Origin of the sequence: Amycolatopsis sp. 3B14 (genome assembly GCF_050958625.1) — a bacterium.
GTDB lineage: Bacteria > Actinomycetota > Actinomycetes > Mycobacteriales > Pseudonocardiaceae > Amycolatopsis_E > Amycolatopsis_E thermoflava.
In genome coordinates this window covers 17,488-38,310 of record NZ_JBHZEN010000096.1, presented here as the reverse complement: position 1 = coordinate 38,310, position 20,823 = coordinate 17,488, and the positions used below count along the sequence as shown (strand labels likewise).

20 protein-coding genes and 1 pseudogene are annotated in these 20,823 nt (G+C 73.6%); 8 read left to right on the top strand and 13 right to left on the bottom strand.

What is annotated here, in order from left to right; all coding sequences use genetic code 11:
* Positions 1 to 175: 175 nt before the first annotated feature.
* Genes ACCP09_RS37770 through ACCP09_RS37760 form a run of 3 tightly spaced genes read right to left on the bottom strand, consistent with a single transcriptional unit; the run spans position 176 to position 2,494 of the window.
* The gene (locus ACCP09_RS37770) at positions 176 to 1,129 is read right to left on the bottom strand and encodes a threonine ammonia-lyase (RefSeq protein ID WP_433753761.1); all 954 of its coding nucleotides are present in this window, start codon (positions 1,127 to 1,129) and stop codon (positions 176 to 178) included.
* Positions 1,123 to 1,893 carry an inositol monophosphatase family protein gene (locus tag ACCP09_RS37765; RefSeq protein ID WP_433753759.1) on the bottom strand — a complete coding sequence of 257 codons (771 nt, stop codon included), beginning with the start codon at positions 1,891 to 1,893 and terminating at the stop codon, positions 1,123 to 1,125. Before ACCP09_RS37765 ends, ACCP09_RS37770 begins: the two co-directional genes overlap by 7 nt.
* 1 nt (position 1,894) lies before the next feature.
* Positions 1,895 to 2,494: a GTP cyclohydrolase II gene (locus tag ACCP09_RS37760; protein ID WP_027929606.1), complete on the bottom strand. Its 600-nt coding sequence runs from the start codon at positions 2,492 to 2,494 to the stop codon at positions 1,895 to 1,897.
* Positions 2,495 to 2,547: 53 nt separating this feature from the next.
* On the opposite strand from ACCP09_RS37760, the gene ACCP09_RS37755 reads away from it, so the two are divergent.
* Positions 2,548 to 3,240 (top strand): creatininase family protein, encoded by a 693-nt coding sequence (locus ACCP09_RS37755; RefSeq protein ID WP_027929607.1) that lies wholly within the window; start codon positions 2,548 to 2,550, stop codon positions 3,238 to 3,240.
* Between the two features lie 70 nt (positions 3,241 to 3,310).
* Here the strand turns inward: ACCP09_RS37755 and ACCP09_RS37750 are convergent.
* The 5 genes and pseudogenes from ACCP09_RS37750 to ACCP09_RS37730 all read right to left on the bottom strand — a co-directional run.
* Positions 3,311 to 4,129: pseudogene (locus ACCP09_RS37750) on the bottom strand (lysylphosphatidylglycerol synthase transmembrane domain-containing protein); the annotation flags it as partial.
* 212 nt (positions 4,130 to 4,341) lie between these two features.
* Positions 4,342 to 5,160: an SAM-dependent methyltransferase gene (locus ACCP09_RS37745; protein ID WP_433753756.1), complete on the bottom strand. Its 819-nt coding sequence runs from the start codon at positions 5,158 to 5,160 to the stop codon at positions 4,342 to 4,344.
* A gap of 7 nt (positions 5,161 to 5,167) precedes the next feature.
* Positions 5,168 to 6,211, bottom strand: a complete 1,044-nt coding sequence (locus ACCP09_RS37740; protein WP_433753754.1) for a glycosyltransferase family 4 protein — start codon at positions 6,209 to 6,211, stop codon at positions 5,168 to 5,170.
* Positions 6,189 to 6,599 (bottom strand): 6-pyruvoyl trahydropterin synthase family protein, encoded by a 411-nt coding sequence (locus ACCP09_RS37735; protein ID WP_433753752.1) that lies wholly within the window; start codon positions 6,597 to 6,599, stop codon positions 6,189 to 6,191. The genes ACCP09_RS37740 and ACCP09_RS37735 overlap by 23 nt, the downstream gene beginning before the upstream one ends.
* A gap of 8 nt (positions 6,600 to 6,607) precedes the next feature.
* Positions 6,608 to 7,582, bottom strand: coding sequence for a zinc-dependent alcohol dehydrogenase (locus ACCP09_RS37730; protein WP_433753750.1), 975 nt, complete (start codon positions 7,580 to 7,582; stop codon positions 6,608 to 6,610).
* Positions 7,583 to 7,614: 32 nt separating this feature from the next.
* Between ACCP09_RS37730 and ACCP09_RS37725 the strand changes: the two genes are divergently transcribed.
* Entirely contained in the window at positions 7,615 to 8,313 is a 699-nt protein-coding gene (locus ACCP09_RS37725) for a CDP-alcohol phosphatidyltransferase family protein (protein ID WP_433753748.1), read from the top strand.
* Complete coding sequence (locus tag ACCP09_RS37720; protein ID WP_433753746.1) at positions 8,298 to 9,860, top strand: sulfatase; 1,563 nt, start codon at positions 8,298 to 8,300, stop codon at positions 9,858 to 9,860. Before ACCP09_RS37725 ends, ACCP09_RS37720 begins: the two co-directional genes overlap by 16 nt.
* A gap of 17 nt (positions 9,861 to 9,877) precedes the next feature.
* Here ACCP09_RS37720 and ACCP09_RS37715 read toward each other — a convergent pair whose 3' ends face one another.
* Both ACCP09_RS37715 and ACCP09_RS37710 read right to left on the bottom strand, forming a co-directional pair.
* Positions 9,878 to 10,324, bottom strand: a complete 447-nt coding sequence (locus ACCP09_RS37715) for a nitroreductase family deazaflavin-dependent oxidoreductase (RefSeq protein ID WP_027929615.1) — start codon at positions 10,322 to 10,324, stop codon at positions 9,878 to 9,880.
* 45 nt (positions 10,325 to 10,369) lie between these two features.
* On the bottom strand, positions 10,370 to 11,296 hold the full coding sequence (locus ACCP09_RS37710) for a LysR family transcriptional regulator (RefSeq protein ID WP_228684612.1): 927 nt from the start codon (positions 11,294 to 11,296) through the stop codon (positions 10,370 to 10,372).
* A gap of 98 nt (positions 11,297 to 11,394) precedes the next feature.
* Between ACCP09_RS37710 and mdlC the strand changes: the two genes are divergently transcribed.
* Both mdlC and ACCP09_RS37700 read left to right on the top strand, forming a co-directional pair.
* The gene (gene mdlC, locus ACCP09_RS37705) at positions 11,395 to 12,963 is read left to right on the top strand and encodes a benzoylformate decarboxylase (RefSeq protein WP_433753743.1); all 1,569 of its coding nucleotides are present in this window, start codon (positions 11,395 to 11,397) and stop codon (positions 12,961 to 12,963) included.
* 27 nt (positions 12,964 to 12,990) lie between these two features.
* On the top strand, positions 12,991 to 14,226 hold the full coding sequence (locus ACCP09_RS37700) for an MFS transporter (protein ID WP_027929618.1): 1,236 nt from the start codon (positions 12,991 to 12,993) through the stop codon (positions 14,224 to 14,226).
* On the opposite strand, the gene ACCP09_RS37695 is transcribed toward ACCP09_RS37700, so the two are convergent.
* Positions 14,197 to 15,024 (bottom strand): alpha/beta fold hydrolase, encoded by an 828-nt coding sequence (locus tag ACCP09_RS37695; RefSeq protein ID WP_433753741.1) that lies wholly within the window; start codon positions 15,022 to 15,024, stop codon positions 14,197 to 14,199. The genes ACCP09_RS37700 and ACCP09_RS37695 overlap by 30 nt on opposite strands.
* A 99-nt stretch (positions 15,025 to 15,123) precedes the next feature.
* Here ACCP09_RS37695 and ACCP09_RS37690 point away from each other — a divergent pair, with 99 nt between their 5' ends.
* Entirely contained in the window at positions 15,124 to 15,492 is a 369-nt protein-coding gene (locus ACCP09_RS37690) for a winged helix-turn-helix transcriptional regulator (RefSeq protein WP_433753739.1), read from the top strand.
* 15 nt (positions 15,493 to 15,507) lie between these two features.
* Here the strand turns inward: ACCP09_RS37690 and ACCP09_RS37685 are convergent, their stop codons facing one another.
* Positions 15,508 to 16,038 (bottom strand): LytR/AlgR family response regulator transcription factor, encoded by a 531-nt coding sequence (locus ACCP09_RS37685; RefSeq protein WP_433753737.1) that lies wholly within the window; start codon positions 16,036 to 16,038, stop codon positions 15,508 to 15,510.
* A gap of 359 nt (positions 16,039 to 16,397) precedes the next feature.
* Between ACCP09_RS37685 and ACCP09_RS37680 the strand changes: the two genes are divergently transcribed.
* Positions 16,398 to 18,107: a BCCT family transporter gene (locus tag ACCP09_RS37680; protein ID WP_433753735.1), complete on the top strand. Its 1,710-nt coding sequence runs from the start codon at positions 16,398 to 16,400 to the stop codon at positions 18,105 to 18,107.
* Between the two features lie 46 nt (positions 18,108 to 18,153).
* Here the strand turns inward: ACCP09_RS37680 and ACCP09_RS37675 are convergent, their stop codons facing one another.
* Complete coding sequence (locus ACCP09_RS37675) at positions 18,154 to 19,005, bottom strand: SGNH/GDSL hydrolase family protein (protein ID WP_378334307.1); 852 nt, start codon at positions 19,003 to 19,005, stop codon at positions 18,154 to 18,156.
* Between the two features lie 256 nt (positions 19,006 to 19,261).
* Here ACCP09_RS37675 and ACCP09_RS37670 point away from each other — a divergent pair, with 256 nt between their 5' ends.
* Positions 19,262 to 20,818, top strand: coding sequence for a phosphodiester glycosidase family protein (locus ACCP09_RS37670; RefSeq protein WP_433753733.1), 1,557 nt, complete (start codon positions 19,262 to 19,264; stop codon positions 20,816 to 20,818).
* Positions 20,819 to 20,823: the final 5 nt, after the last annotated feature.

The window sequence follows — 20,823 nt, the reverse complement described above, 5'->3', positions numbered from 1 at the left end:
TTCGCGCGCCGGGCCGGGCCGCTCGTCGGTGCGGTTGTCGGCTGGTCCGGCGTGGGTGCGTCCGGGGCCAGGTTGCTCCCCGCAGATGGTGATCACCGCCGCCCGGCGAAGGGGTGCCCGTGGCCGGCCGCCCCGGTGGGCAATTCATGCGGCGGCCGGCCCCTCGGCGGTGCGGTTAGCGGCTGGTCCAGCGCCGATACGCCTCCGGGTCCACGTTGCTCCCGCAGATGATCGTGACCACGTGCCGCCCGGCGAAGCGCTCGCGGTCCTCCAGCACCGCGGCCACCCCGAGCGCCGCCGACGGCTCGGCCACCAGGCCGGCGTGGTCGAGCAGCAGCCGCATCCCCGTGGTGATCGACTCCTCGCGCACCAGGACCGCGTCGTCGGCCACCTGCAGCAGGTCGTCCAGCACCTCCGGGATCGGGAAGCGCCCGGCGACTCCGTCGGCGATCGTGTTCATCGACTCCGTCGTCACGACCCGCCGCTGCCGCCAGGACAAGGTCATCGCGGGCGCGCCCAGCGGCTGCACGCAGATCACCTCGACCCCGGGCGCGAGCGACTTCAGCACGTGCCCCACCCCGGTTGCCATCGCCCCGCCGCCCAGGGCGATCAGGACGGCGTCGGCCGACGGCGCCTGCTCCACCAGTTCCAATCCGATCGTCGCCGCGCCCTCGCACGTTTCGAGGTCCAGGCTGTCCTCCACCAGCCGGATGCCGTCGTGCCGCGCGATGTCCGCCGCCCGCTCCCGCGCCTGCTCGAAGTCGCCGTCCACCAGCTCCAGCCGCCCACCCAGCGCCCGGATCCGGTCGAGCTTCGCCGCCGGCGCGGACCGCGCGGCCACCACGGTGACGTCGAGCCCCCGCCGGCCGCCGGACCAGGCCAGCGCCTGCCCGAGGTTGCCCGCGCTCGCGCACACCACCGCACCCGAGCCGAGCCCGTCGGCGATCACCTCGGTCCCGCGGCCCTTGAAGCAGCGCACCGGGTTGGCCGTTTCGAGCTTGACGCTGACCGCGCACCCGAGGACGGGTTCCAGCGCGTCGCAGCGGTACAGCGGCGAATCGAGGAACACCGGGTCGATCACCCGGCGGACGGCCCGGATCCGGTCGGTGTCCAGGCGCGTCGTCAGCACAGCAGTTCCAGAACCACGTCCCGCAGCCCCGGCGCCAGTGCGATCGTCGACGCCGAGGACACCGTGTGGTCGCTGCCGTCGGCGTCCAGGACCAGCCCGCCGGCCTCCCGGACCAGCAGCACGCCCGCCATCGTGTCCCACGGCAGGTTCGACAGGATGATCGTCGCGTCGAGGCGGCCGTGCGCGACCCACGCCAGGTCGGCCGCGGCGGTGCCGATCATCCGCACCCGCTCCGCCCGCGCGCCCAGCTGCTCCAGCAACGCCAGCCGCAGCCGGTTCTTCGGCCCGGCGTCCGCGCCCACGGCGAAGTCGCCCAGCGACACCATCGCCTCGGCCAGCGCCGACGCCCCGGACACCCCGATCCGCGTGTCCCCGGCGAAGGCGCCGTAGTCCTCGACCGCGGTGTAGACCGTGTCCAGGAACGGCAGGTCGATCGCCGCCACGACGCTGCGCTCGCCGGACACCAGGGCCAGCGAGATCCCGGTGAGCGGGATGCCGCGGGCGAAGTTCGCCGTCCCGTCGACCGGGTCCAGCACCCACCACAGCGCGCCCCGCTCGCCGCCGTGCTCCTCGCCGACGAGCCCGATGTCCGGCGTCTCCCGCGCGAGGAACTCCCGCACCGCCTCCTCGACCGCCACGTCGATGTCGGTCACCAGGTCGCGCTCGCTCTTCGCGGTCACCGACCGCGGCGCGCGGGAGGTGACGATGCGCCGCCCGATGGCGACGGCTTCCCTGGCGACGGGCAGCAGGCTCAGGTGGTCCACGTCAGTGCTCCGCGACGTCGAAGGCGTCCACCTGCGGCAGGACGTGCCCGAGGCGGTCGCGCTTGGCGGTCAGGTACCGGATGTTGTCCGGGCTGGCCGGCGCCAGCAGCGGGACCCGCGCCGACACGCGGATCCCGTTCGACTCCAGCGCCGCGATCTTGTCCGGGTTGTTGGACATCAGCCGCACCGACCGCACGCCCAGGTGACGCAGCACCCGCGCGGCGGGGCTGTAGTCGCGCACGTCGACCGGCAGCCCGAGGCTGGTGGCCGAGTCGACCGTGTCCAGCCCTTCGTCCTGCAGCACGTGCGTGCGCACCTTCGCCACCAGCCCGATCCCGCGGCCCTCGTGCCCGCGCAGGTACACCAGCACCCCGCTGCCCTCGCGCACGATCGCGTCCAGCGCGGCGTCCAGCTGTTCACCGCACTCGCAGCGCACCGCGCCGAACACGTCGCCGGTGAGGCACTCCGAATGCACCCGCACCAGCACGTCGTCGCGGCGCAGCCGTCCGTGGGCGAGCGCCAGGTGCTCGGCGCCGTCCCGGAACGCCACGCTGCGGAACTTGCCGCGCCGGGTGACCAGCGTCGATTCGGCGATCTCCATGGGTTCCCCTCGTCGTCGACCGGGAACTTGCCCTACCCGGTATACCTGATCTGATGAATCCGCTGCCGCCGGACACCACCGACGACGTGCGCGGGGCCGCCGTGGCGGTGCTGCCCGTCGGGAGCCTGGAACAGCACGGCCCGCACCTGCCGCTGACCACCGACACCCTGATCGCCTGCGCGGTCGCGTCGCGGATCGCGCAGGACCACGGCTTCTGGCTGCTGCCGCCGGTCACGGTGTCCTGCTCGCACGAGCACGCCGCGTGGCCGGGCACGGTGAGCATTTCGGTCACCACGCTGGTCGCGGTGGTCGAGGACATCGCCGCGTCGCTGCGGGCGTCCGGGGTCGGCAGGCTCGTGCTGGTCAACGGGCACGGCGGCAACCACGTCCTGGCCAACGTCGTGCAGCAGGCCGGCGGCTCGATGGTCCTGTTCCCCACCTACGGCGAGTGGCAGGAGGCGCGCGCGGCGGCGGGCGTGCGCACCTCCAACGACGAGGACATGCACGCCGGCGAACTGGAGACCTCGATCCTGCTCTGCACCGCCCCGGAGGTGGTCAGACCGGGCTACGAGACGGCGGACTCGGCACCCGGCGATCTGCGCCACCTCCTTTCACTGGGACTGGCCCCCTACACGGAATCGGGCGTGGCCGGTCATCCGTCACTGGCTTCGCCGGAAAAAGGCCGGGCGGTGCTGGACGCGCTGGCCCGCGCGTTCCGGGCGCACCTGCCGGTTCTCGGCTCCTGAGCGCCAGGACGCCCGGCAGCGCCGCGACGAGTGAGAGCACCCCGTAGACGACTGCGGTGGTGATGCCCGCGCCCGCGCCGAGGCCGGTGGCTCCGAATGCGACCGCGGTGAACCCCTCGCGCGGCCCCCAGCCGCCGATGTTGAGCGGCAGCGCCATCACGACCAGCGCGAGCACCACCAGCGGGGCGAGGGTGGTCACCGGCGCGGTCACCCCGGCCAGCCGGGCGGCGAGGACGAACATCGCGACGTGCCCGGCGATGGTGAGCGCCGACAGCGCCACGATGCCCGCCGCGGTACGCCCGCCGAGCAGGCCGCGGGCGTCGGTGAGGGTCCGGGTGGCCGCGCCGCGCCAGGGCGGTTTCGCGGCGAGCAGCCCGCCGACCGCGAGCGCGGCGCCCAGCAGCACCAGCAGCCCGGGGCCGGTGGACAGGCCCGGCAGCAGGTCCGGGTGGAGCGTCAGCGCGGTGACGCCGGCGACGAGCAGCACGGCCTGCCCGGCGAACCGTTCGAGCACCACGGCGCGGACGCCGCGGCCCACGTCGCCGGAGTCGCGGCCGTGGCTGACCGCGCGGTCGACGTCGCCGAGCACCCCGGCGGGCAGCACCGAGTTGAGCAGGGTGGAGCGGTAGTAGGCGGCGACCGCGGCGGGCAGCCGCAGCGGCAGGCCGAGGCCGCGGGTGACGAGGACCCATCGCCCGGCGGCGGTGACGGTGGTCAGCAGCCCGATCGCCAGCGCGAGCACGACCGATTCCGCGTTGATGAGCCCCAGCCCGGTGACAAACGCGCCGGTGCCGACTTTCCAGATCAGGGTGGCGAGGATGCCGGCCGCGGCGAGCAGGCGCAGCCACGGCCACAGGCGGGTCACCGTCCCGGCGGTGCGGGTGGTCATCGGGCTCTGATCGTCGGCGTGGGCACGATCGGCCGAGTGTCGATGGGCCGCGGCCCGGTGAGGGATGCGGCGGTGCCGGTCTTCCCTGCGAGGGTGGTGGCGGCGCCAGAGGCGGGCCGCCGTCCCGATGGTGGGGGTGGTCATCGGGCTCCGAGCGTCGGCGCGAGCGGGCGTAGCCACGGCCACAGCCGCCATCCCGGGGGTGCGGGTCGTCATCGGGCTCCGATCGCCAGCAGGTCGGTGTGGTGCACGACCACCTCCAGTTCGCCCGCGGCGCAGGCGGCCAGCCGCCGCCGGGTGTAGGCCTCGGTGTCCAGCCACGGTTCCTGCAGCCGGGCGGCGGCGACCCAGCCCCGCAACCACTGCTCGGTCAGCTCACGCTGGTCCGGCCCGAGCCGCCATGGGCTGGGCGCGCGGTGCACCGTCGCGCCGCGCCGCTCGAACGCCCAGGTCGCCACCGCGACCGCGTCCGGGCCGAGCAGCGCGCCGCGCCGCTGGTGGGCGTTGAAGGCCGCGGCGAGGTCGGCGTCGAGCGGGTCCGCGGGGGTCAGCTCGACCCGCCCGGCGACCGACAACGTCAGCAGGGCCGCGCAGCCCGCCGCGGCGCACGCGTCGGCGATGGTGTCCACATCGGACGGTGTGAGCAGGTCCAGCAGCGCGGACGCGGTGAGCAGCGAGGTGCCGGTCAGGTCCAGGCCGGCGAGCTCCCCGCAGCGGGTCTCGAACGTCGCCCCGCGGACCGAGGCGCGGACGAGCAGGGCGGGGTCGCGGTCGTGCAGGACCCAGTGCTGCGGGACGCCCAGCCGCGGCGCGAGCCAGCGGCCCATCGACCCGGTGCCGGTGCCGATGTCCCGGACGACCAGCGGGGCGGGACGGCCGGTCAGCCACCGCCGCAGCGGGGTGAGCAGTTCCGGCGCCCGCGCGGCCGCGTCGGCGGGTTCGCGCAGCGCCAGCCAGTCCGGTGCGCAGCGGGTCGGGTCCGTGCTGCCGGGTGCGCCGGGTCCGGCGCCGTCCCATCGGTCGTGTGCCACACCCTTGTCACGGGCGCGCACCCGGTTCCGGTTCAAACAGGATCCGGTCCATCACCCGCGCGGTGGTTCCCCATGGCAACAACCCGTCGCGCCGGGACCGCGCCGCCCGGCGCAGGGCCGACCGCGTTCCCGCCGAGGTCAGCCACGAGCGCAGGGCGCCGGCGAGGGCGTCCACGTCACCGGGCGGCACCACGATCCCGGGCGGCGACCCGTCCGCCGCCCGGCCGAGCGCCTCGGTCTCCACCGACGTCAGCACCGGGATCCCGCGCGCCAGCGCCTCCGTCACCACCATCCCGTAGGTCTCCGACCGCGACGGCAGCACCAGCAGCCCGGCCCGCGCGTAGGCGTCCTCCAGCGCCGTCCCGGTCAGCGGCCCGGTGATCGTCACGCGCGCCGTCAGCCCGTGCCGCGCCACCAGGTCCCGCACCCGCGCGGCGAAGGCGGGGGAGCGGTGCGCCGGCCCGACCAGCCGGCACACCCAGTCCAGGTCCGCCACCGCGGCCAAGGCCTCGACCAGCACGTCCTGCCCCTTGTGCGGGGTCAGCGACGCCACACACAGCAGTTCCTCACCCGACGACAGCGGCGCGGGATCCGTGCCGGGCGTGACCACGTGCACCCGGTCCCGGGGCAGCCCGTGGTGGCGCACCAGCCGCGCGGCCGTCCGCGCGCTGGGCGTGACCACCGCCGACGCCGCCCGCAACGTCGACCGCTCCAAGGCGTCCAGCTCCGCGTGCGCCCCGGTCTCGTCGGCCAGCGGCATGTGCACCAGCACCACCAGCCGCAGCCGCGCGGCGTGCGGCACCACGACGTCCGGTACGCCGCACGCCACCAGCCCGTCGATCACCACGAGCGACCCCGGCTCGGCGGCCGCCAGCGCGCGGTCCAGCGCGGCGCGCGCCGCCGGGGAGGGGCGCGGCCACGACCCGGCGATCGCGACCTCGCGGACCGGCCTGCCCAGCGCGGTCAGCTCGCGGCTGATCCGCCGGTCGTAGACGTCGCCGCCGCTGGGCAGCTCCGGATCGTCGACGTCACCCGGCAGGATGAAGATCACGGTCGTAGCTCGCCCACGCCACGTGCGATTCGCGCAGTGTCACCGTAATCCCCGCCAGCCCGTGCGCGCCCGCGCCGAGCGCGCCCGAGTGCACGCGGTCGGCGAGCCGGTCGGCGATCACCTTCGCCAGGAACTCCGTGGACGTGTTGGTCCCGGCGAACTCCGGCACCTCGTCCAGGTTGCGGTAGTTGAGGTCGGCCAGCACGGCGCCCAGCTGCTGGGCCGCCAGCCCGATGTCGACGACGATGTTGTCCGCGTCCAGTTCGGCGCGGCGGAACGTCGCGTCCACCACGAACGTCGCGCCGTGCAGGCGCTGCGCGGGGCCGAACACCTCGCCGCGGAAGCTGTGGGCGACCATCACGTGGTCGCGGACGGTGACGCTGAACAAGGGCCCTCCTACGGGTAGACGACGCGGTGGCACAGCGCGGGGATCGTGCCCGAGGCCAGCTCCGGCATGACCGAAGGCAGGTCCTCGAAGGCGCACTCCCCGGTGATCAGGGTGTCGAAGACGGGATCGGCGAGCAGCTCCAGCGCGAGCGCGAGCCGGTCGCCGAAGCCGCGCCGCGACCGCCGGGCCGGGGACACCATGCCGACCTGGCTGCCGCGGATCGTCAGCCGCCGCGAGTGGAAGAACTCGCCGAGCGGCACGCTGACCCGCCGGTCGCCGTACCAGCTCAGCTCGACGACCTCACCCTCCGGCGCGACCAGCTCCAGCGCCCTGGCCAGGCCCGCGTCCGTTCCGCTCGTGTGCACCACGAGGTCGCAGCCGTCGGCGGCGTCATCGGGCAGGGCGAACTCGACGCCCAGCGCCGCCCCCACCGCGGCCCGCGCCGGATCCACGTCGACCAACTGCGCCCGCACCGCCGGGAACCGCGCCAGCAGCGCCGCGACCGCGCAGCCGACCATGCCGCCGCCGACCACGGCCACCCGGTCGCCGAGCAGCGGCGCGGCGTCCCACAGCGCGTTCACCGCCGTCTCCACCGTGCCGGCCAGGATCGCCCGGCCCGCGGGCACCGCGTCCGGCACCGGCGTGACCGCGCTCGCCGGGACGACGAACCGGGTCTGGTGCGGGTAGAGCGTGAACACCGTGCGGCCGGCCAGCTCCGGCGGCCCGTCCTCGACCACGCCGACGTTGAGGTAGCCGTACTTCACCGGTCCCGGGAACCCGCCCTCCTGGAACGGCGCACGCATCAGCTCGTGCTGGCTCGCCGGGACCGCGCCGCGGAAGACGAGCGTCTCGGTGCCCCGGCTCACACCCGAGAACAGCGTCCGGACCTCGACCTCGTCCGGCCCGCGCGCGGGCAGCGGGACCGTCCGGACCTCACCCGGACCCGGCGGGTTGAACCAGAAGGCCCGTGCGGCACGTGTCATGGGCACACCTCCGGCGAAGGGACACGATCACCATGATCGTCCAGACCCAGCGTGGCACGGTTGCCGCCGGCCAGGAACAGGCCCTGGCGGCGTGCGGCCTGATCGTGCTGCTGAACGTGCTCGCGATGACCCTCGGCCTGGGCGTGCTGGGCTGGCTCGCCGGCGCCGCCTACGGCGCGGCGTTGCTCGGCCTGCTCGGCGCCGCGCTGCGCCGGTCCGGCCGGCAGGTGCTGGGGCCCGCGGACCGGGTCACGCTGGCCCGCGCGACGCTCGTCGGCGGCGTCGTCGCGCTGGTCGCCGCCGGGCTGTCCGGGCCGGTGCTGGTCGTGCTGGCGGCGGTCGCGCTCGCGCTGGACGCGGTCGACGGCCGGGTCGCCCGCCGCACCGGGACCGTGTCGCCGCTGGGCGCGCGGTTCGACATGGAGGTGGACGCGTTCCTGATCCTCGTGCTGTGCGTGCCGGTCGCGCTCGCGCTGGGGCCGTGGGTGCTGCTCATCGGCGCGATGCGCTACGCGTTCGTGGTGGCCGGGTGGCTCGCGCCGTGGATGCGCGGGTCGCTGGCGCCGAACCTGGCGCGCAAGGCGGTCGCGGCGGCGCAGGGCATCGCCCTGGTCGTGGTGGTCGCCGGGGTGCTGCCCCGGCCCGCGGCGGTGGTCGTGGCCGGGGGCGCGCTGGCGGCGCTGGTGTGGTCGTTCGGCCGGGATGTGGGGACGCTGTGGCGGAACCGGTGACCGCGCGCCGGGTGGCGGCGGACGTGCTCGCGTGCGTGCTCGTCGTCGCCGCCCTGGTCGTGCCGAACAACCTGGCGCTGTTCGGGCCCGCCACGCTGCTGCGGATCCCGGTGGAGGCGGTGGCCGGCGTCGCGCTGGTGCTGGTCCTGCCGCCGCGGGGACGGCGGATCGTGGCCGCCGTGGCCGGTGCGGTTCTCGGGGTGCTGGTGCTGTTCAAGATCGCCGACATCGGGTTCCACCGCGCGTTCGACCGCCCGTTCAGCCTGGTGTTCGACTGGAGCTTCGCCGGTCCGGCGCTGAGCCTGCTCGGCGGGTTCGCGCGAGTCGCCGCAGTGGCCGGCGCGGTGCTGGCCGCCGTCGCGCTGGTGCTGCTGACGACGTGGGCGGCGACGCGGCTGGCGCGGCTCGCCGCGGACCACCGCACGGTGTCGGCGCGGGTGGTCGCTGTGCTGGCGGTCGTCTGGATCGCGGCCGCGCTGACCGGGTTGCCGCTGGCGTCCCGCACGACCGCGGCGCTGGCCTACCGCGAGGTGCGCGCCGTCGCTTCGGATCTGGCCGACCAGCAGGAGTTCGCGGCCGAGATGGCCACCGACGCCTTCCGCGACACGCCGCCGGAGCGGTTGCTGACCTCGTTGCGGGGCAAGGACTTCCTGCTCACCTTCGTGGAGAGCTACGGCCGGGTCGCGCTGGACGACCCCGGGGTGGCCGCGTTGCTCGACTCCGGCTCCGACCGGTTGCGGGCCGCCGGGTTCATCGCACGTAGCGCGTTCCTCACGTCCTCGACCAGCGGCGGGGGCAGCTGGCTCGCGCACTCCACGATGGAGTCCGGGCTGTGGGTGGACAACCAGCAGCGCTACCGCACCTTCGTGGGCAGCGACCGGCTGACCCTGTCCGGCGCGTTCGCGCGGGCGGGCTGGCGCACGGTCAACGTGCAGCCGGAGAACGGCGCGGACTGGCCGGAGGGCGCGGTCTACCGGTTCGGCCGGCTCTACGACGGGCGCAACATCGGTTACCGCGGCCCGAACTACTCCTACGCGGCGATGCCCGACCAGTTCACGCTGTCGGCGTTCCACCGCGACGAGATGACGCCCGGGCACGCGCCGTTGATGGCGGAGCTCGACCTGGTGTCCAGCCACTGGCCGTGGGCGCCGCTGCCGAGGATGGTGGACTGGGGCGCCGTCGGCGACGGCTCGACGTTCACGCACACCGGTCCGTCGGTGGACGAGGTGTGGTCCGATCCGGCGCGTGTGCGGGCCGCCTACGGCGACGCCGTCGAGTATTCGTTGTCCGCGCTGATCTCCTACGTGGAGACCTTCGGCGACGACAACCTGGTCCTGGTGTTCCTCGGCGACCACCAGCCGAACACCTCGGTGACCGGCGAGGGCGCGAGCCGCGACGTGCCGGTGACGCTGGTGGCGCGCGATCCCGCTGTGCTCGATCGCATCACCGGATGGGGCTGGCAGGACGGGCTCCGCCCGGCCCCGGACGCGCCGGTGTGGCCGATGAGCGCGTTCCGGGACCGGTTCCTGACCGCCTTCGGCACGTGATCCGGTGCCGGTTGTCGTCAGTGCGGCGCGGCCGCGGGTTCCAGCAGCAGCACCGGGATCCGCCGTTCCGTCGACTCCTGGTACTTGGCGTACTGCGGGAACACCTCGACCGCGCGCTGCCACCACACTTCGCGTTCCGCGCCCGCCGCCTCGCGCGCGATCATGTCGAGCACCTGCTCGCCGTCGCGCACCTCGACCCGCGGGTCGGCCAGGGCGTTGAGGTACCAGACCGGGTTCTTCGGCGCCCCGCCCAGCGACGCGACGGCCGCGTAGACCCCGTCGTGTTCGACGCGCATCAGCGGCGCCTTGCGCAGCTTCCCGGACTTCCGGCCGATCGTCGTCAGCACGATCACCCGCATCCCGTGCATCGCGACGCCCTGCGTGCCGCCCGAGCTCTCGATCTGCTCGACCTGGTTGCGGGACATCGTCATCGTGCCGGGCTCGTACTCACCTGTCAGCGGCATCCGCGGGGTCCTTCCGGTCAAGATCGCTTTCCGCGGGCAACGCGGTCACGACCGGAGTGATTCCCGGATGGCCGGTTCGGACAGGACCTCGTGCATGAACCCGGTCAGCCAGTGCTGCGCCGGGGTGCGGGCGTGGCCGTGCCGCGCGTACACCGAGACCTGTGCGGGCTCGATGTCGAACGGCAGCTCCAGCAGCCGCACGCGGTGGTCGGCCGCGAAGACGTCCGCGACCAGACGCGGGACCATCGCGACCAGTTCGCTGTCCTGCACCAGGTACGGCAGCGTCGAAAACCGCGTCACCTCCAGCACCACCCGGTCCAGCAGGCCACGCGCCTCCAGCGCCCGGCGCGGGCCGTGGTGCCCGGTGGGACCGAACACCGCGATGTGCTGCTCCCGCGTCAGGTCGGCGAGCGTCGCCGAGGTGCCGCGCAGCCGGGGGTGGCCGGCGGCCACCATGCCGACGTAGCCCTCCGCGAACAGCGGGATCCGCGCCACCCGCTGCGAGCTGATCAGCGGGGACGCCACGAACGCGTCGATCTCGCCGCGGCCGAGCTGGTCCACCGCGCTGTCCACGTCCAGCGGCCGCACGGTCAGCGTGACCCCGGGCGCCCGCGACGGCAGTGCCGCCATCAGCCGGGGGAGCAGCGACACCTCGCCGAGGTCCGACAGGCACAGCGTGAACCGGGCGCGCGCCGTCGCCGGGTCGAACGTGTGCGCGCCGCTGAGCGTGGACTCGATCTCGGCCAGCGCGTGGTGCAGCGACGGGTACAGGGCCTGCGCGGTCGTCGTCGGGGCCAGGCCGCCGCCGGTGCGCCGGAACAGCTCGTCGGAGAAGCGACGGCGCAGCTTCTGCAGGCTGTAGCTCACCGTCGGCTGTGTGACGTGCAACGACTCCGCGGTCGCGGTGACGCTGCGCGTCTCGTAGAGCAGCACGAACGTCCGCACGAGGTTGAGGTCGAAGTCGCGCATCATCGATCCCGTCTATGAGGGCCGTCGGCAACATTGATTGGAGCACGGGCGGATGATCTGCCACCCTCGGGGCAACCCCAGTGCCGAGGAGGACACCGCGCATGCCGACAGTCCGGAAGGTCGCCCACGAGTTCCTGGAACGCCGTGGCCTCACCACGATCTTCGGCAACCCCGGCTCGAACGAGCTGCCGTTCCTGGCCGGGCTGCCGGACGGCTTCACCTACGTCCTCGGCCTGCACGAGGGCGTCGTGGTCGGGATGGCCGACGGGTACGCCCAGGCCACCGGCCGCCCGGTGCTGGTCAACCTGCACGCCGCCGCCGGCTCCGGCAACGCGATGGGCGCCCTCACCAACGCCGTCTACTCCCGATCGCCGCTGGTCCTGACCGCGGGCCAGCAGGTCCGCTCGGCGATCGGGCTGGAGGCGATGCTCGCCAACGTCGACGCCACCCAGCTGATGCGCCCGCTGGTCGGCTGGTCCGGTGAGCCCAGCTGCCCCGGCGACGTGCCGCGCTCGCTGGCGCATGCCGTGTTCGAGGCCGAACTGCAGCGCCGCCCCACCTACCTGTCGGTGCCCTACGACGACTGGGCCGCCGAGATCGACGACAACCCGGTCCTCGACCGCACGGTCCGCCGCGGCCTGTCGCCGGACGACGGCCAGCTCGACGACCTCGCGCGACGGCTCGACACCGCACGCAACCCGGTGCTGGTGCTCGGCGGCGACATCGACGCACTCGGGCTCTTCGACCGCGCGGTGGCCTTCGCCGAGCACCGCGCCCTGCCGGTGTGGGTGGCGCCGTCGCCGCACCGGCTGCCGTTCCCCAACCGGCACCCGCTGTTCCGCGGCGTCCTGCCCGCCGGGATCGGCTCGGTGTCGGCCGAACTCGACGGCCACGACCTGGTCCTCGTGCTGGGCGCGCCGGTGTTCCGCTACCACCAGCACGTGCCCGGCCCGTTCCTGCCCGAGGGGGCCACGCTGGTCCAGGTCACCGACGACCCGGGCGAGGCGGCCCGCGCGCCGATGGGGGAGTCGCTCGTCGCGAGCGCGGGCGCGGTCCTGGACGGCCTGCTCGCCCGGCTGCCCGCCCGGGAGCCGGGGGAGACGGCGTTCGTGCCGAACCCGGCGGCGGCCACCGGGGAGCGGGCGCTGCACCCGGAGCAGGTGTTCGCCGCGCTGCGCGAGACCCAGCCCGCCGACACCGCCTACGTGGTGGAGTCCACGTCGACCAACTCGGCGTGGTGGCGGCAGATGGACCTGCGCCGCCCCGGCTCCTACTTCTGGCCCGCCGCAGGCGGCCTCGGGTTCGGCATGCCCGCCGCGGTCGGGGTCGCCATGGGCCTGCCCGGCCGCCCGGTGGTCGGCGTCATCGGCGACGGCTCCGCGAACTACGGCATCACCGCGCTGTGGACCGCGGCCAGGTACCGGGTGCCGGTGACGTTCGTGATCCTGCGCAACGGCACCTACGGCGCGCTGCGCTGGTTCGCGGACCTGCTGGGCACCACGGACGTGCCGGGCACCGAGATCCCCGGCCTGGACTTCGCCGCGATCGCCGCCGGCTACGGCGTGCCTGCCACCACGGTGTCCGATGTGGACGACCTGCGCGCCCAGCTGAAGACCACGCCCGCCGGACCCCGCCTGATCCAGGTGGACACCGAACTGACCACGCCCTAGTCCCCACACCCCACAAGGAGAACGGCAATGACGACGTCTCCCACCCGCTCGGCCTGGACGGCGGTGCTGTGCTGGCTGACCGTCCTGCTCGAGGGTTACGACCTGGTCGCGCTCGGCGCCACGATCCCGACCCTGCTCAAGACCGGGCACCTCGGGTTCACCGCGGCCGGCGCGACCGCCGTGGCCACCGTGTCGCTGATCGGCGTCGCGGTCGGCGCCGCCGCGCTCGGCCCGCTGACCGACCGCTTCGGACGGCGCATCATGCTCATCGGCTCGGTGCTGCTGTTCTCGGTGTTCACGCTGGTGCTGCCGCTGGCGCCGAACGTCGCCACCTTCGGCGTGTTCCGCTTCGTCGCCGGGCTGGGCCTCGGCGCGTGCATGCCGGTCGCGCTGACCGTGATGTCGGAGAACCTGCCCGCGCGGCGCCGGGCCAGCGCCTCCACTTTCACGATGACCGGCTACCACGTCGGCGCGGTGCTCACCTCGCTGCTCGCGCTGGCCGCGGTGGAGAACTGGCACGTGCTGTTCTACGGCGGCGGCATCGCCGGCCTGCTCGTGGTGCCGATCATGTGGTGGAAGCTGCCGGAGTCGGCCGCCTACCTGGAGGCGAAGCAGGACGCGCAGAAGTTCAGCGTCCGCGACCTGATCGGGCCGAAGTTCCGGCGCATCAGCATCGCCGTGTGGACGGGCTCGTTCATGGGCCTGCTGCTGGTGTACGGCCTGAACACCTGGCTGCCGCAGCTGATGCGCACCGCGGGCTACCCGCTGTCCACGTCGATCACCCTGCTGCTGGTCCTCAACATCGGCGCGGTCATCGGGCTGGTGCTCGCCGGGACGATCGCCGACCGGTTCGGGATCCGGCCGATCGCGCGGATCTGGTTCGGCGCCGGTGCGGTGCTGCTGGCGCTGCTGAGCCTGAAGATCGGCAACAGCTTCGTGCTCAACGCGTTGGTGCTGCTGACCGGCGTGTTCGTGTTCTCCGCGCAGGTGCTGATCTACGGCTACGTCGCGCACGCCTTCCCGGCGCAGGCGCGGGGCACCGCGCTCGGGATGACGTCGGCTATCGGACGGCTGGGGTCGATCCTCGGCCCGTTCGTGACCGGCGCGCTGGTGACCGCCGGCGTGGCCTACCCGTGGGGCTTCTACTTCTTCGCGGTCGTCGCGGCGCTCGGCCTGTGCGCGATCCTGCTGCTGGGCTCGGGCAAGCGCGAGGCGGCTGCGGTGGCGCCGGCGTCACCCGCGCAAGAAGGGCTCCAGCACTGACAGCAGCTCGGCGGGCCGGTCGAGCGGGATGATGTGCCCGCAGTCCGGGATGAGCCGGCTGGTCAGGTCGTCGGTGACCGGCCGCAGCTGGCGGGCGAGCGCGTCGCCGACGGGGTGCGCGCCGACCGCCAGGGTGGGGACGGTCAGGCGGTGCTCGCGCACCGTCGCCTCGAGCTGCCCGGCGGTGCGCGGCAGCTCCCGGTAGAAGGAAAAGGCGCGGCGCAGGGCGGCGGTGCCGGTGTAGGCGGAGACGAAGGCGTCCCGGACGCCGGCCGGGACGCCCCGCCCTCGGGTGCCCGCGGCGAGGAAGAAGTCCAGGAAGGCGGCTTCGTGACCGGCGAGGACCTCCTCGGCGAGGCCGGGCACCGCGTGGAACCCGAACCACCACGGCGGCCCGGCCGCGAGGAAGTCCTCGCCGCCGGGCAGCGTGCCCAGCAGCGACTCCATCACGACCAGGCGGCGGACCCGGCCGGGGTGCCGCAGGGCGAGCAGGGCCGCGGGCGGGGTGCCGGCGTCGATGCCCACGACGGTCGCCGACGGTTCGCCGAGGGCGTCCAGGATGCCCAGCGCATCGGCGGCGAGCGTTCCGGCGTCGTAGCCGCCGGTGGCGTCGCTGCCGGTCCAGCGCTGGTCCGGGGCGATGACGCGGTGGGTGCGCGCCAGTGTGGGCAGCACCTCGCGCCACAGCTGCCAGGTGTGGGGGAAGCCGTGCAGCAGCAGGACGGCGGGGCCGCTGCCCGCGGTGGCGACGGTGGTCTCGATGCCGTTGGTGCGGACCCTGCTCAGGGCGACGGGCATGGTGCTCCTCGTGTTGGTTACCATTGGTGACCACGTCAACGTAGGTAACCGGTGGTGAGCCGGGAAGACGGCACTTCTCGCACAGGTGGTGAGTTCGAGGTGACCAAGGGGTCCAGGGGTGACCTGTTCGACCCGGCCTGCCCGACGCGCAGGCTGCTGGACCGGATCGGCACGAAGTGGACGTCGATGGCGGTGAAGGTCCTCGCCGAGGCCGCCCCGGGCGAGGTGCGCTTCGCCGAACTCCGGCGGCGCATGCCCGGGGTGTCGCAGAAGATGCTGTCCGCGACGCTGCAGAGCCTCGTGCGGGACGGCCTCGCGGAGCGGCGCGTGGAGCCGACAGTGCCGCCCAGCGTGCACTACCGGCTCACCGACCTGGGCCTGTCACTGGAGTCGGCGCTCGCGGTGGTACGCGACTGGGCGGAGACGCACATGGCGGAGATCGACGGGGTGGCGGCGGAGGGATCTTGAAGGCCGATCGCGCCGTCAGCGGGACGGCCGCCACTTGAGCAGGCGGTCGACGGCCTGGGCCACCTTCGCCCGCGCCACCGGCTTCAGGAGGTAGTGCGCGGCTTCGAAGTCGAACGCGTCGACCGCGTGGCTTTCGTACGCCGTGACCAGGACGACGCCCGGCCGGACGGCGAACCGGGAGACCAGGCGAGCCAGGTGGAGGCCGTCGAGTCCGGGCATCCGCACATCGAGGAACACGCCGTCCAGTGGCTCGTCATCGTCGGGGCGCCCCAGGTAACGCACGGCGTCCACGGTGTCGGTGAAGGGCGTGACCTTGGCGATCCGGTGGTCCTCCTGGAGCAGGTGCACCAGTTCGTCGAGCCCGTGCGGTTCGTCGTCGACGGCCATCACGTGCAACCCGCCGTGTGACGCCGCTTCCGGAGTGGCGGCGGCGTCGGTGTTGATGTAGACGCTGCCCTGGACGTCGCGGAACTGCAGGGCGTTGTGCACGGTGCCGGAGAGGGCGTTGCGGGTTCGATCAGCGGCGGGTGAACTGTCGCGCGTCAACGGCTCCTCCTCTCCTGGAGGCCCCCAGGTTGTTCACGATGTCGGGCGGAGGGCCCGGCGCGCAACACCGGACGGTGCTGATCGACGCCTCCGTCACCCGTCCGGCGCAGCGACCGTTCGCAACGTGATATTGATCACATTCGCGTGCTCTTGAACATCGTTCCCACCCCGGTCGTGTCCGAACTGTGTCGAACCTGCCATTCCGCAGGTAGTGCCGCCAAAGAGCACCCGGAAACCGGGCCTTGAGGTTGCCCATTTCCTCCCCATCGGTAACGGTAGGTCGACCAATGATTTAGGTTTGACCCGTTCGGGTTACCGCTTGCGAAAGGAGGCCGCGCCCCTCGCGACGGCGCGTGCGTATGTCTGCTGACTCTGAAACCGAGGCCCGCGCAAGAGTTCCCGAGGAGACCGGTATCGCCGGGCACCTCCCGGACGAGCACGTGCCTCCGGTCGGCGACGCGGCGGGCCCGCCGCGTACCGACCGCACGGTGTTCGGGGTCGCCGCGGCACTGGCGCTGGCGATCATCGTCTGGGGGGTCGCCTCGCCGAGCAGCCTGGCGAACATCGCGGACACCGTGCTCAACGACGCGGTCATCCCGTACGGCGGCTGGGCGTTCGTCCTCGCCGCGAGCGGTTTCGTGGTCTTCGTCGTCGCGCTGGCGGTCAGCCGCTACGGGCGCATCCGGCTGGGCCGGGACGACGAGAAGCCCGAGTTCCGCACCGCGTCGTGGATCGCGATGATGTTCAGCGCCGGCATGGGCATCGGCCTGATGTTCTTCGGCGTGTACGAACCGGTGTCGCATCTGGCCAGCCCGCCGCCGGGCACCGCGGCCGCCGGTTCCGACGAGGCCGTGCACACCGCGATGGCCACGACCCTGTTCCACTGGACCGTCCACCCGTGGGCGATCTACGCGGTCGTCGGCCTCGCCATCGCCTACAGCACGTTCCGCCGCGGCCGCAGCCAGCTGATCAGCTCGGTGTTCGCGCCGCTGCTCGGCAAGCCCCGCACCGAAGGGCCGCTGGGCAAGGCGATCGACGTGATGGCGATCTTCGCGACCCTGTTCGGTTCGGCCGCCTCGCTGGGCCTCGGCGCGCTGCAGGTCGGCGGCGGCATGGCGTCGGTCGGCTGGATCGACAGCCCGGGCACCGGCCTGCTGGTCGGCATCATCGCGATCCTCACCGTCGCGTTCATCGCCTCGGCGGTTTCCGGCATCGCCAAGGGCATCCAGTGGCTGTCCAACATCAACATGGTGCTGGCCGCGCTGCTCGCGGTGTTCGTGCTCGTCGTCGGCCCGACGGTGCTGATCCTGAACCTGGTGCCCAGCGCGATCGGCGACTACTTCCGCGAGCTGGCCGAGATGTCCGGTCGCTCCGGCGTGACCGGCGGCGCGGAGATGCAGACCTGGCTGTCCGGCTGGACGGTCTTCTACTGGGCCTGGTGGATCTCCTGGACCCCGTTCGTCGGCATGTTCATCGCCCGGATCTCCCGCGGCCGCACCATCCGCCAATTCGTCCTCGGCGTCATCGCGGTGCCGAGCGTGGTCAGCCTCGTCTGGTTCGCGATCTTCGGCGGCGCGGCGATCCAGAAGCAACGGTCCGGTGTGGACATCGCGGGCGCGGGCAGTTCCGAGTCCGCCACCTTCACGCTGCTCGAGCACCTGCCGTGGTTCGTGCCCATGGCGATCCTGGTGATGATCCTGGTGTCGATCTTCTTCGTCTCCGGCGCGGACGCCGCGTCGGTGGTGATGGGCACGTTGTCGCAGAAGGGATCGGTCAACCCGCACCGCAACGCGGTGATCTTCTGGGGTGTGCTGACCGGTGCGGTCGCGGCGGTGATGCTGCTCGTCGGCGGCGAGGACGGGCTGACCGGCCTGCAGAACCTCACCATCCTGGTCGCGGTGCCGTTCGTCGTCGTGATGATCGGGCTGTGCGTGTCCCTGTACCGGGACCTGCGCAGCGATCCGATGGTGATCCGGGAACGCGAGATGCTGCGCTCGCTGGCCGAGATCCACGAGGAGCGCACCGGCGACGAGCGCAGGCGCCGTCGCCTGCGCGCCCGCCGGACCTGATCCGCCACGGCCACCCGGGCCCGCGCCCGGGTGGCCGGATCGCGGGTCAGTCGAGTCCGAGCGCCTCGAGCGTCTCGGCGGCCATTTCGGCCTCGCCGAGGGCGTTCGGGTGCACCACCACCGGGTTGGTGCCCTGCAGGAAGGGCTCGATCCAGCGGACGCCCGCGGGCCGGCACGCGTCGTGCCCTTCGGAGGCGACGGAGAAGTCCACGTAGGTCACGCCGGTTTCTTCGGCGGCGCGGCCGACCGCGTCGTTGAGCGTGGCCTGGAGGCTGCGCAGGTACGCCACATCGCCCTCCGCGACGGGCATCTTGTCGAAGCAGCCGCCGGTCGCCGGCAGGATCCACGGGTAGCCGAGGATCGCGACCTCGGCCTCGGGAGCCTTGTCCCGAACGGCTCGCAGCGCCTCCACGAGCGCCGGGTAGGTCTTGTTCCGCACGGTGTCCTCGAAGCTGGTCCCGAAGGTGTCCTTGCAGGGGCTGCCCTTGCCGCCGGCGAGGATGCCGGTCGAGCCGCAGGCCAGCAGCGCGCCGATGAACACGCCGCTGTCGTTGCCGCCGATGGTCATCGTGATCAGATCGGCGCCCGCGTCGACGGCGTCCAGCTGCGGGGGCACGCCCGGGTACTGGGCGGCGGTGAAGTGCCTGGTCTCGGCGGCGCCGCAGGTGACGTCGGTGAGGTTCGCGCCGATCTCGTCCGCGAGGACGTGCGGGTAGTTGCGGCTCGAGCGCAGGCACAGCGGGGAAGCGTCCGGATCGGACGGTTGCACGCCGGAGGCGGCGCTGTAGGAGTCGCCCAGCGCCACGTAGTCGAGGGAATCTGCGTGGGCGGCGGGTGCGGCGGCGAGGGTGGCGGTCGCGGTGGCCGCGGCGAGGGTCGCGGCGAGTCGGCGGGGCATGGCTGGTCTCCCGGGCGTCGTTGGCGGGTGCCGTAATCTACTGGCGAGTAGGTAAGCGATCGTCCGGCATCCGCGAAACGCTTGTCAAGGCGCCGGACAGGGGCTTTCCGGCTCCCTCGTGCGGTCGCGCCAAGACTTCGCGATCCTGGCCATCACGGGTGTGACAACTCCGGCGCGCTGATCCTTCCGCTGACGTTCACCCGCGCTACGGCTCGCGGTCGGCTGCCGGTCGGGTGGCGCGGCTGGACTGCCCCGCGTGCTCGCGTTGAAGATCAAGGCCGCGGCCTGCCTGGCGCTCGTCGCCGCGACCCTGCCCGCCCCGGCGCAGGCCGCGCCCGAACCCGGCTGGGACGGGGACGGCCTGGCCTGGACCACGACCGCGGTCGCGCCGGGCGTCGAGGTGCGCTCGGGCGTGCTGCAGCGGCCGACCGCGCCGTACTGGACTGTCACCGTCTCCGCGCCCGCGACGAACGTGCTCACGGGCGCCGCGACGGTCGCCGACGTGGGCAGCGCGGAGTGGGCTTCGGCGATGGCGGATCGCCTTGCGGCAGCGGGATTCCCGGCCCGGCAGGAGGTCGTGCGCTGGCCGTCCTACACCGACACGCCCCGCGGGGTCGCGGGCGTGCGGGTGCGGACCGGGAAGTTCGCCACGCAGGCCGAGGCGCAGACGACGGTGACGGCGCTGCGGGCGGCGGGCTTCCCGACCGCGACGGCGGCCTGGACCGGTTACGACGTGGACCAGGCCGCGGACGCCGAGCGGGTGCACGTCGCCGTCGTCGACCCGCGGGCGTTCCGGGGTTCGGTCGAGGCCTCCCACGGCGAAACGGTCGCGACGCGGGAGAAGACCTCCACCCTGGCCTCGAAACTCGGTGCGCTGGTGGCGGTCAACGGCGGGTTCTTCGTGACCTCCGACGCCGACGGGTACCAGGGCGTGCCTGCCGGGCTGGCGGCCTATGACGGGCGGCTGGAGTCACTGTCGGCGGGATCGCGGGCGGCGCTCGTGCTGGGACCGGGGCCGGCGCGGATCGCGAACCTGACCTCCACGGTCACCGTCCGGTCCGGCGGGGCCGCGCACGCCGTGGAGGGCGTCAACCGCAAGCCCGGCGTGCTGCGCAACTGCGGGCGGCCCGGCGCGGTGCCGACGACCGCGCCGCGCCAGGACTTCACCTGCACCAGCGCGGACGAGCTGGTGCTGTTCACCGACGCGTTCGGCGCGGCCCTGCCTGCCGGGGCGGGCACGCAGGTCGTGCTCGACGCCTCGGGCGTGGTGGTCTCGGCGGGGGCGCGGGGCGGCGTGCTGCTGCCCGGGCAGTCCGCGGTGCAGGGCATCGGGGCGTCGGCGGACTGGCTGGCCGCGCACGCCGTGGTGGGACAGCGGCTGCTGGTGGACTCGCGGGTGCGGGAGGCCTCGGGCTTCCCCACGGTGACGCCGCGCTCGGTGGTCAGCGCCGCGCCGCTGCTGCTCCGCGACGGCCGGCTCGCGGTCGACGCCGCGACCGAAGGCGTGCTCGACCCGCGGGACCTGTCGTTCGGCTACGCGTGGTCGCAGCAGCGCCAGCCGCGCACGATGGCCGGCATCGACGCGCGTGGCCGTCTGCTCCTGGTGACCGTCGACGGGCGGCAGCCCGGGGTGAGCGAGGGCGTGACGCTGGTGGAGGGCGCGCGGCTGATGCGGTCGCTCGGCGCGGTGGACGCGCTGAACCTCGACGGCGGCGGCTCCAGCGCGATGGTCGTCGCCGGAGCGGTGGTGAACAAGCCATCGGACGCGGCGGGGGAGCGCGCGGTCGGCGACGTGGTCGCGGTGCTGCCCTGAACCCT

Excerpts from the sequence above, each read along its gene's own strand:
- ACCP09_RS37760 (WP_027929606.1), bottom strand. The coding sequence starts at position 2,494 with ATGGAGATCGCCGAATCGACGCTGGTCACCCGGCGCGGCAAGTTCCGC.
- ACCP09_RS37755 (WP_027929607.1), top strand. The coding sequence starts at position 2,548 with ATGAATCCGCTGCCGCCGGACACCACCGACGACGTGCGCGGGGCCGCC.
- ACCP09_RS37730 (WP_433753750.1), bottom strand. The coding sequence starts at position 7,582 with ATGACACGTGCCGCACGGGCCTTCTGGTTCAACCCGCCGGGTCCGGGT.
- ACCP09_RS37725 (WP_433753748.1), top strand. The coding sequence starts at position 7,615 with ATGATCGTCCAGACCCAGCGTGGCACGGTTGCCGCCGGCCAGGAACAG.
- ACCP09_RS37715 (WP_027929615.1), bottom strand. The coding sequence starts at position 10,324 with ATGCCGCTGACAGGTGAGTACGAGCCCGGCACGATGACGATGTCCCGC.
- ACCP09_RS37710 (WP_228684612.1), bottom strand. The coding sequence starts at position 11,296 with ATGATGCGCGACTTCGACCTCAACCTCGTGCGGACGTTCGTGCTGCTC.
- mdlC (WP_433753743.1), top strand. The coding sequence starts at position 11,395 with ATGCCGACAGTCCGGAAGGTCGCCCACGAGTTCCTGGAACGCCGTGGC.
- ACCP09_RS37700 (WP_027929618.1), top strand. The coding sequence starts at position 12,991 with ATGACGACGTCTCCCACCCGCTCGGCCTGGACGGCGGTGCTGTGCTGG.
- ACCP09_RS37695 (WP_433753741.1), bottom strand. The coding sequence starts at position 15,024 with ATGCCCGTCGCCCTGAGCAGGGTCCGCACCAACGGCATCGAGACCACC.
- ACCP09_RS37680 (WP_433753735.1), top strand. The coding sequence starts at position 16,398 with ATGTCTGCTGACTCTGAAACCGAGGCCCGCGCAAGAGTTCCCGAGGAG.
- ACCP09_RS37675 (WP_378334307.1), bottom strand. The coding sequence starts at position 19,005 with ATGCCCCGCCGACTCGCCGCGACCCTCGCCGCGGCCACCGCGACCGCC.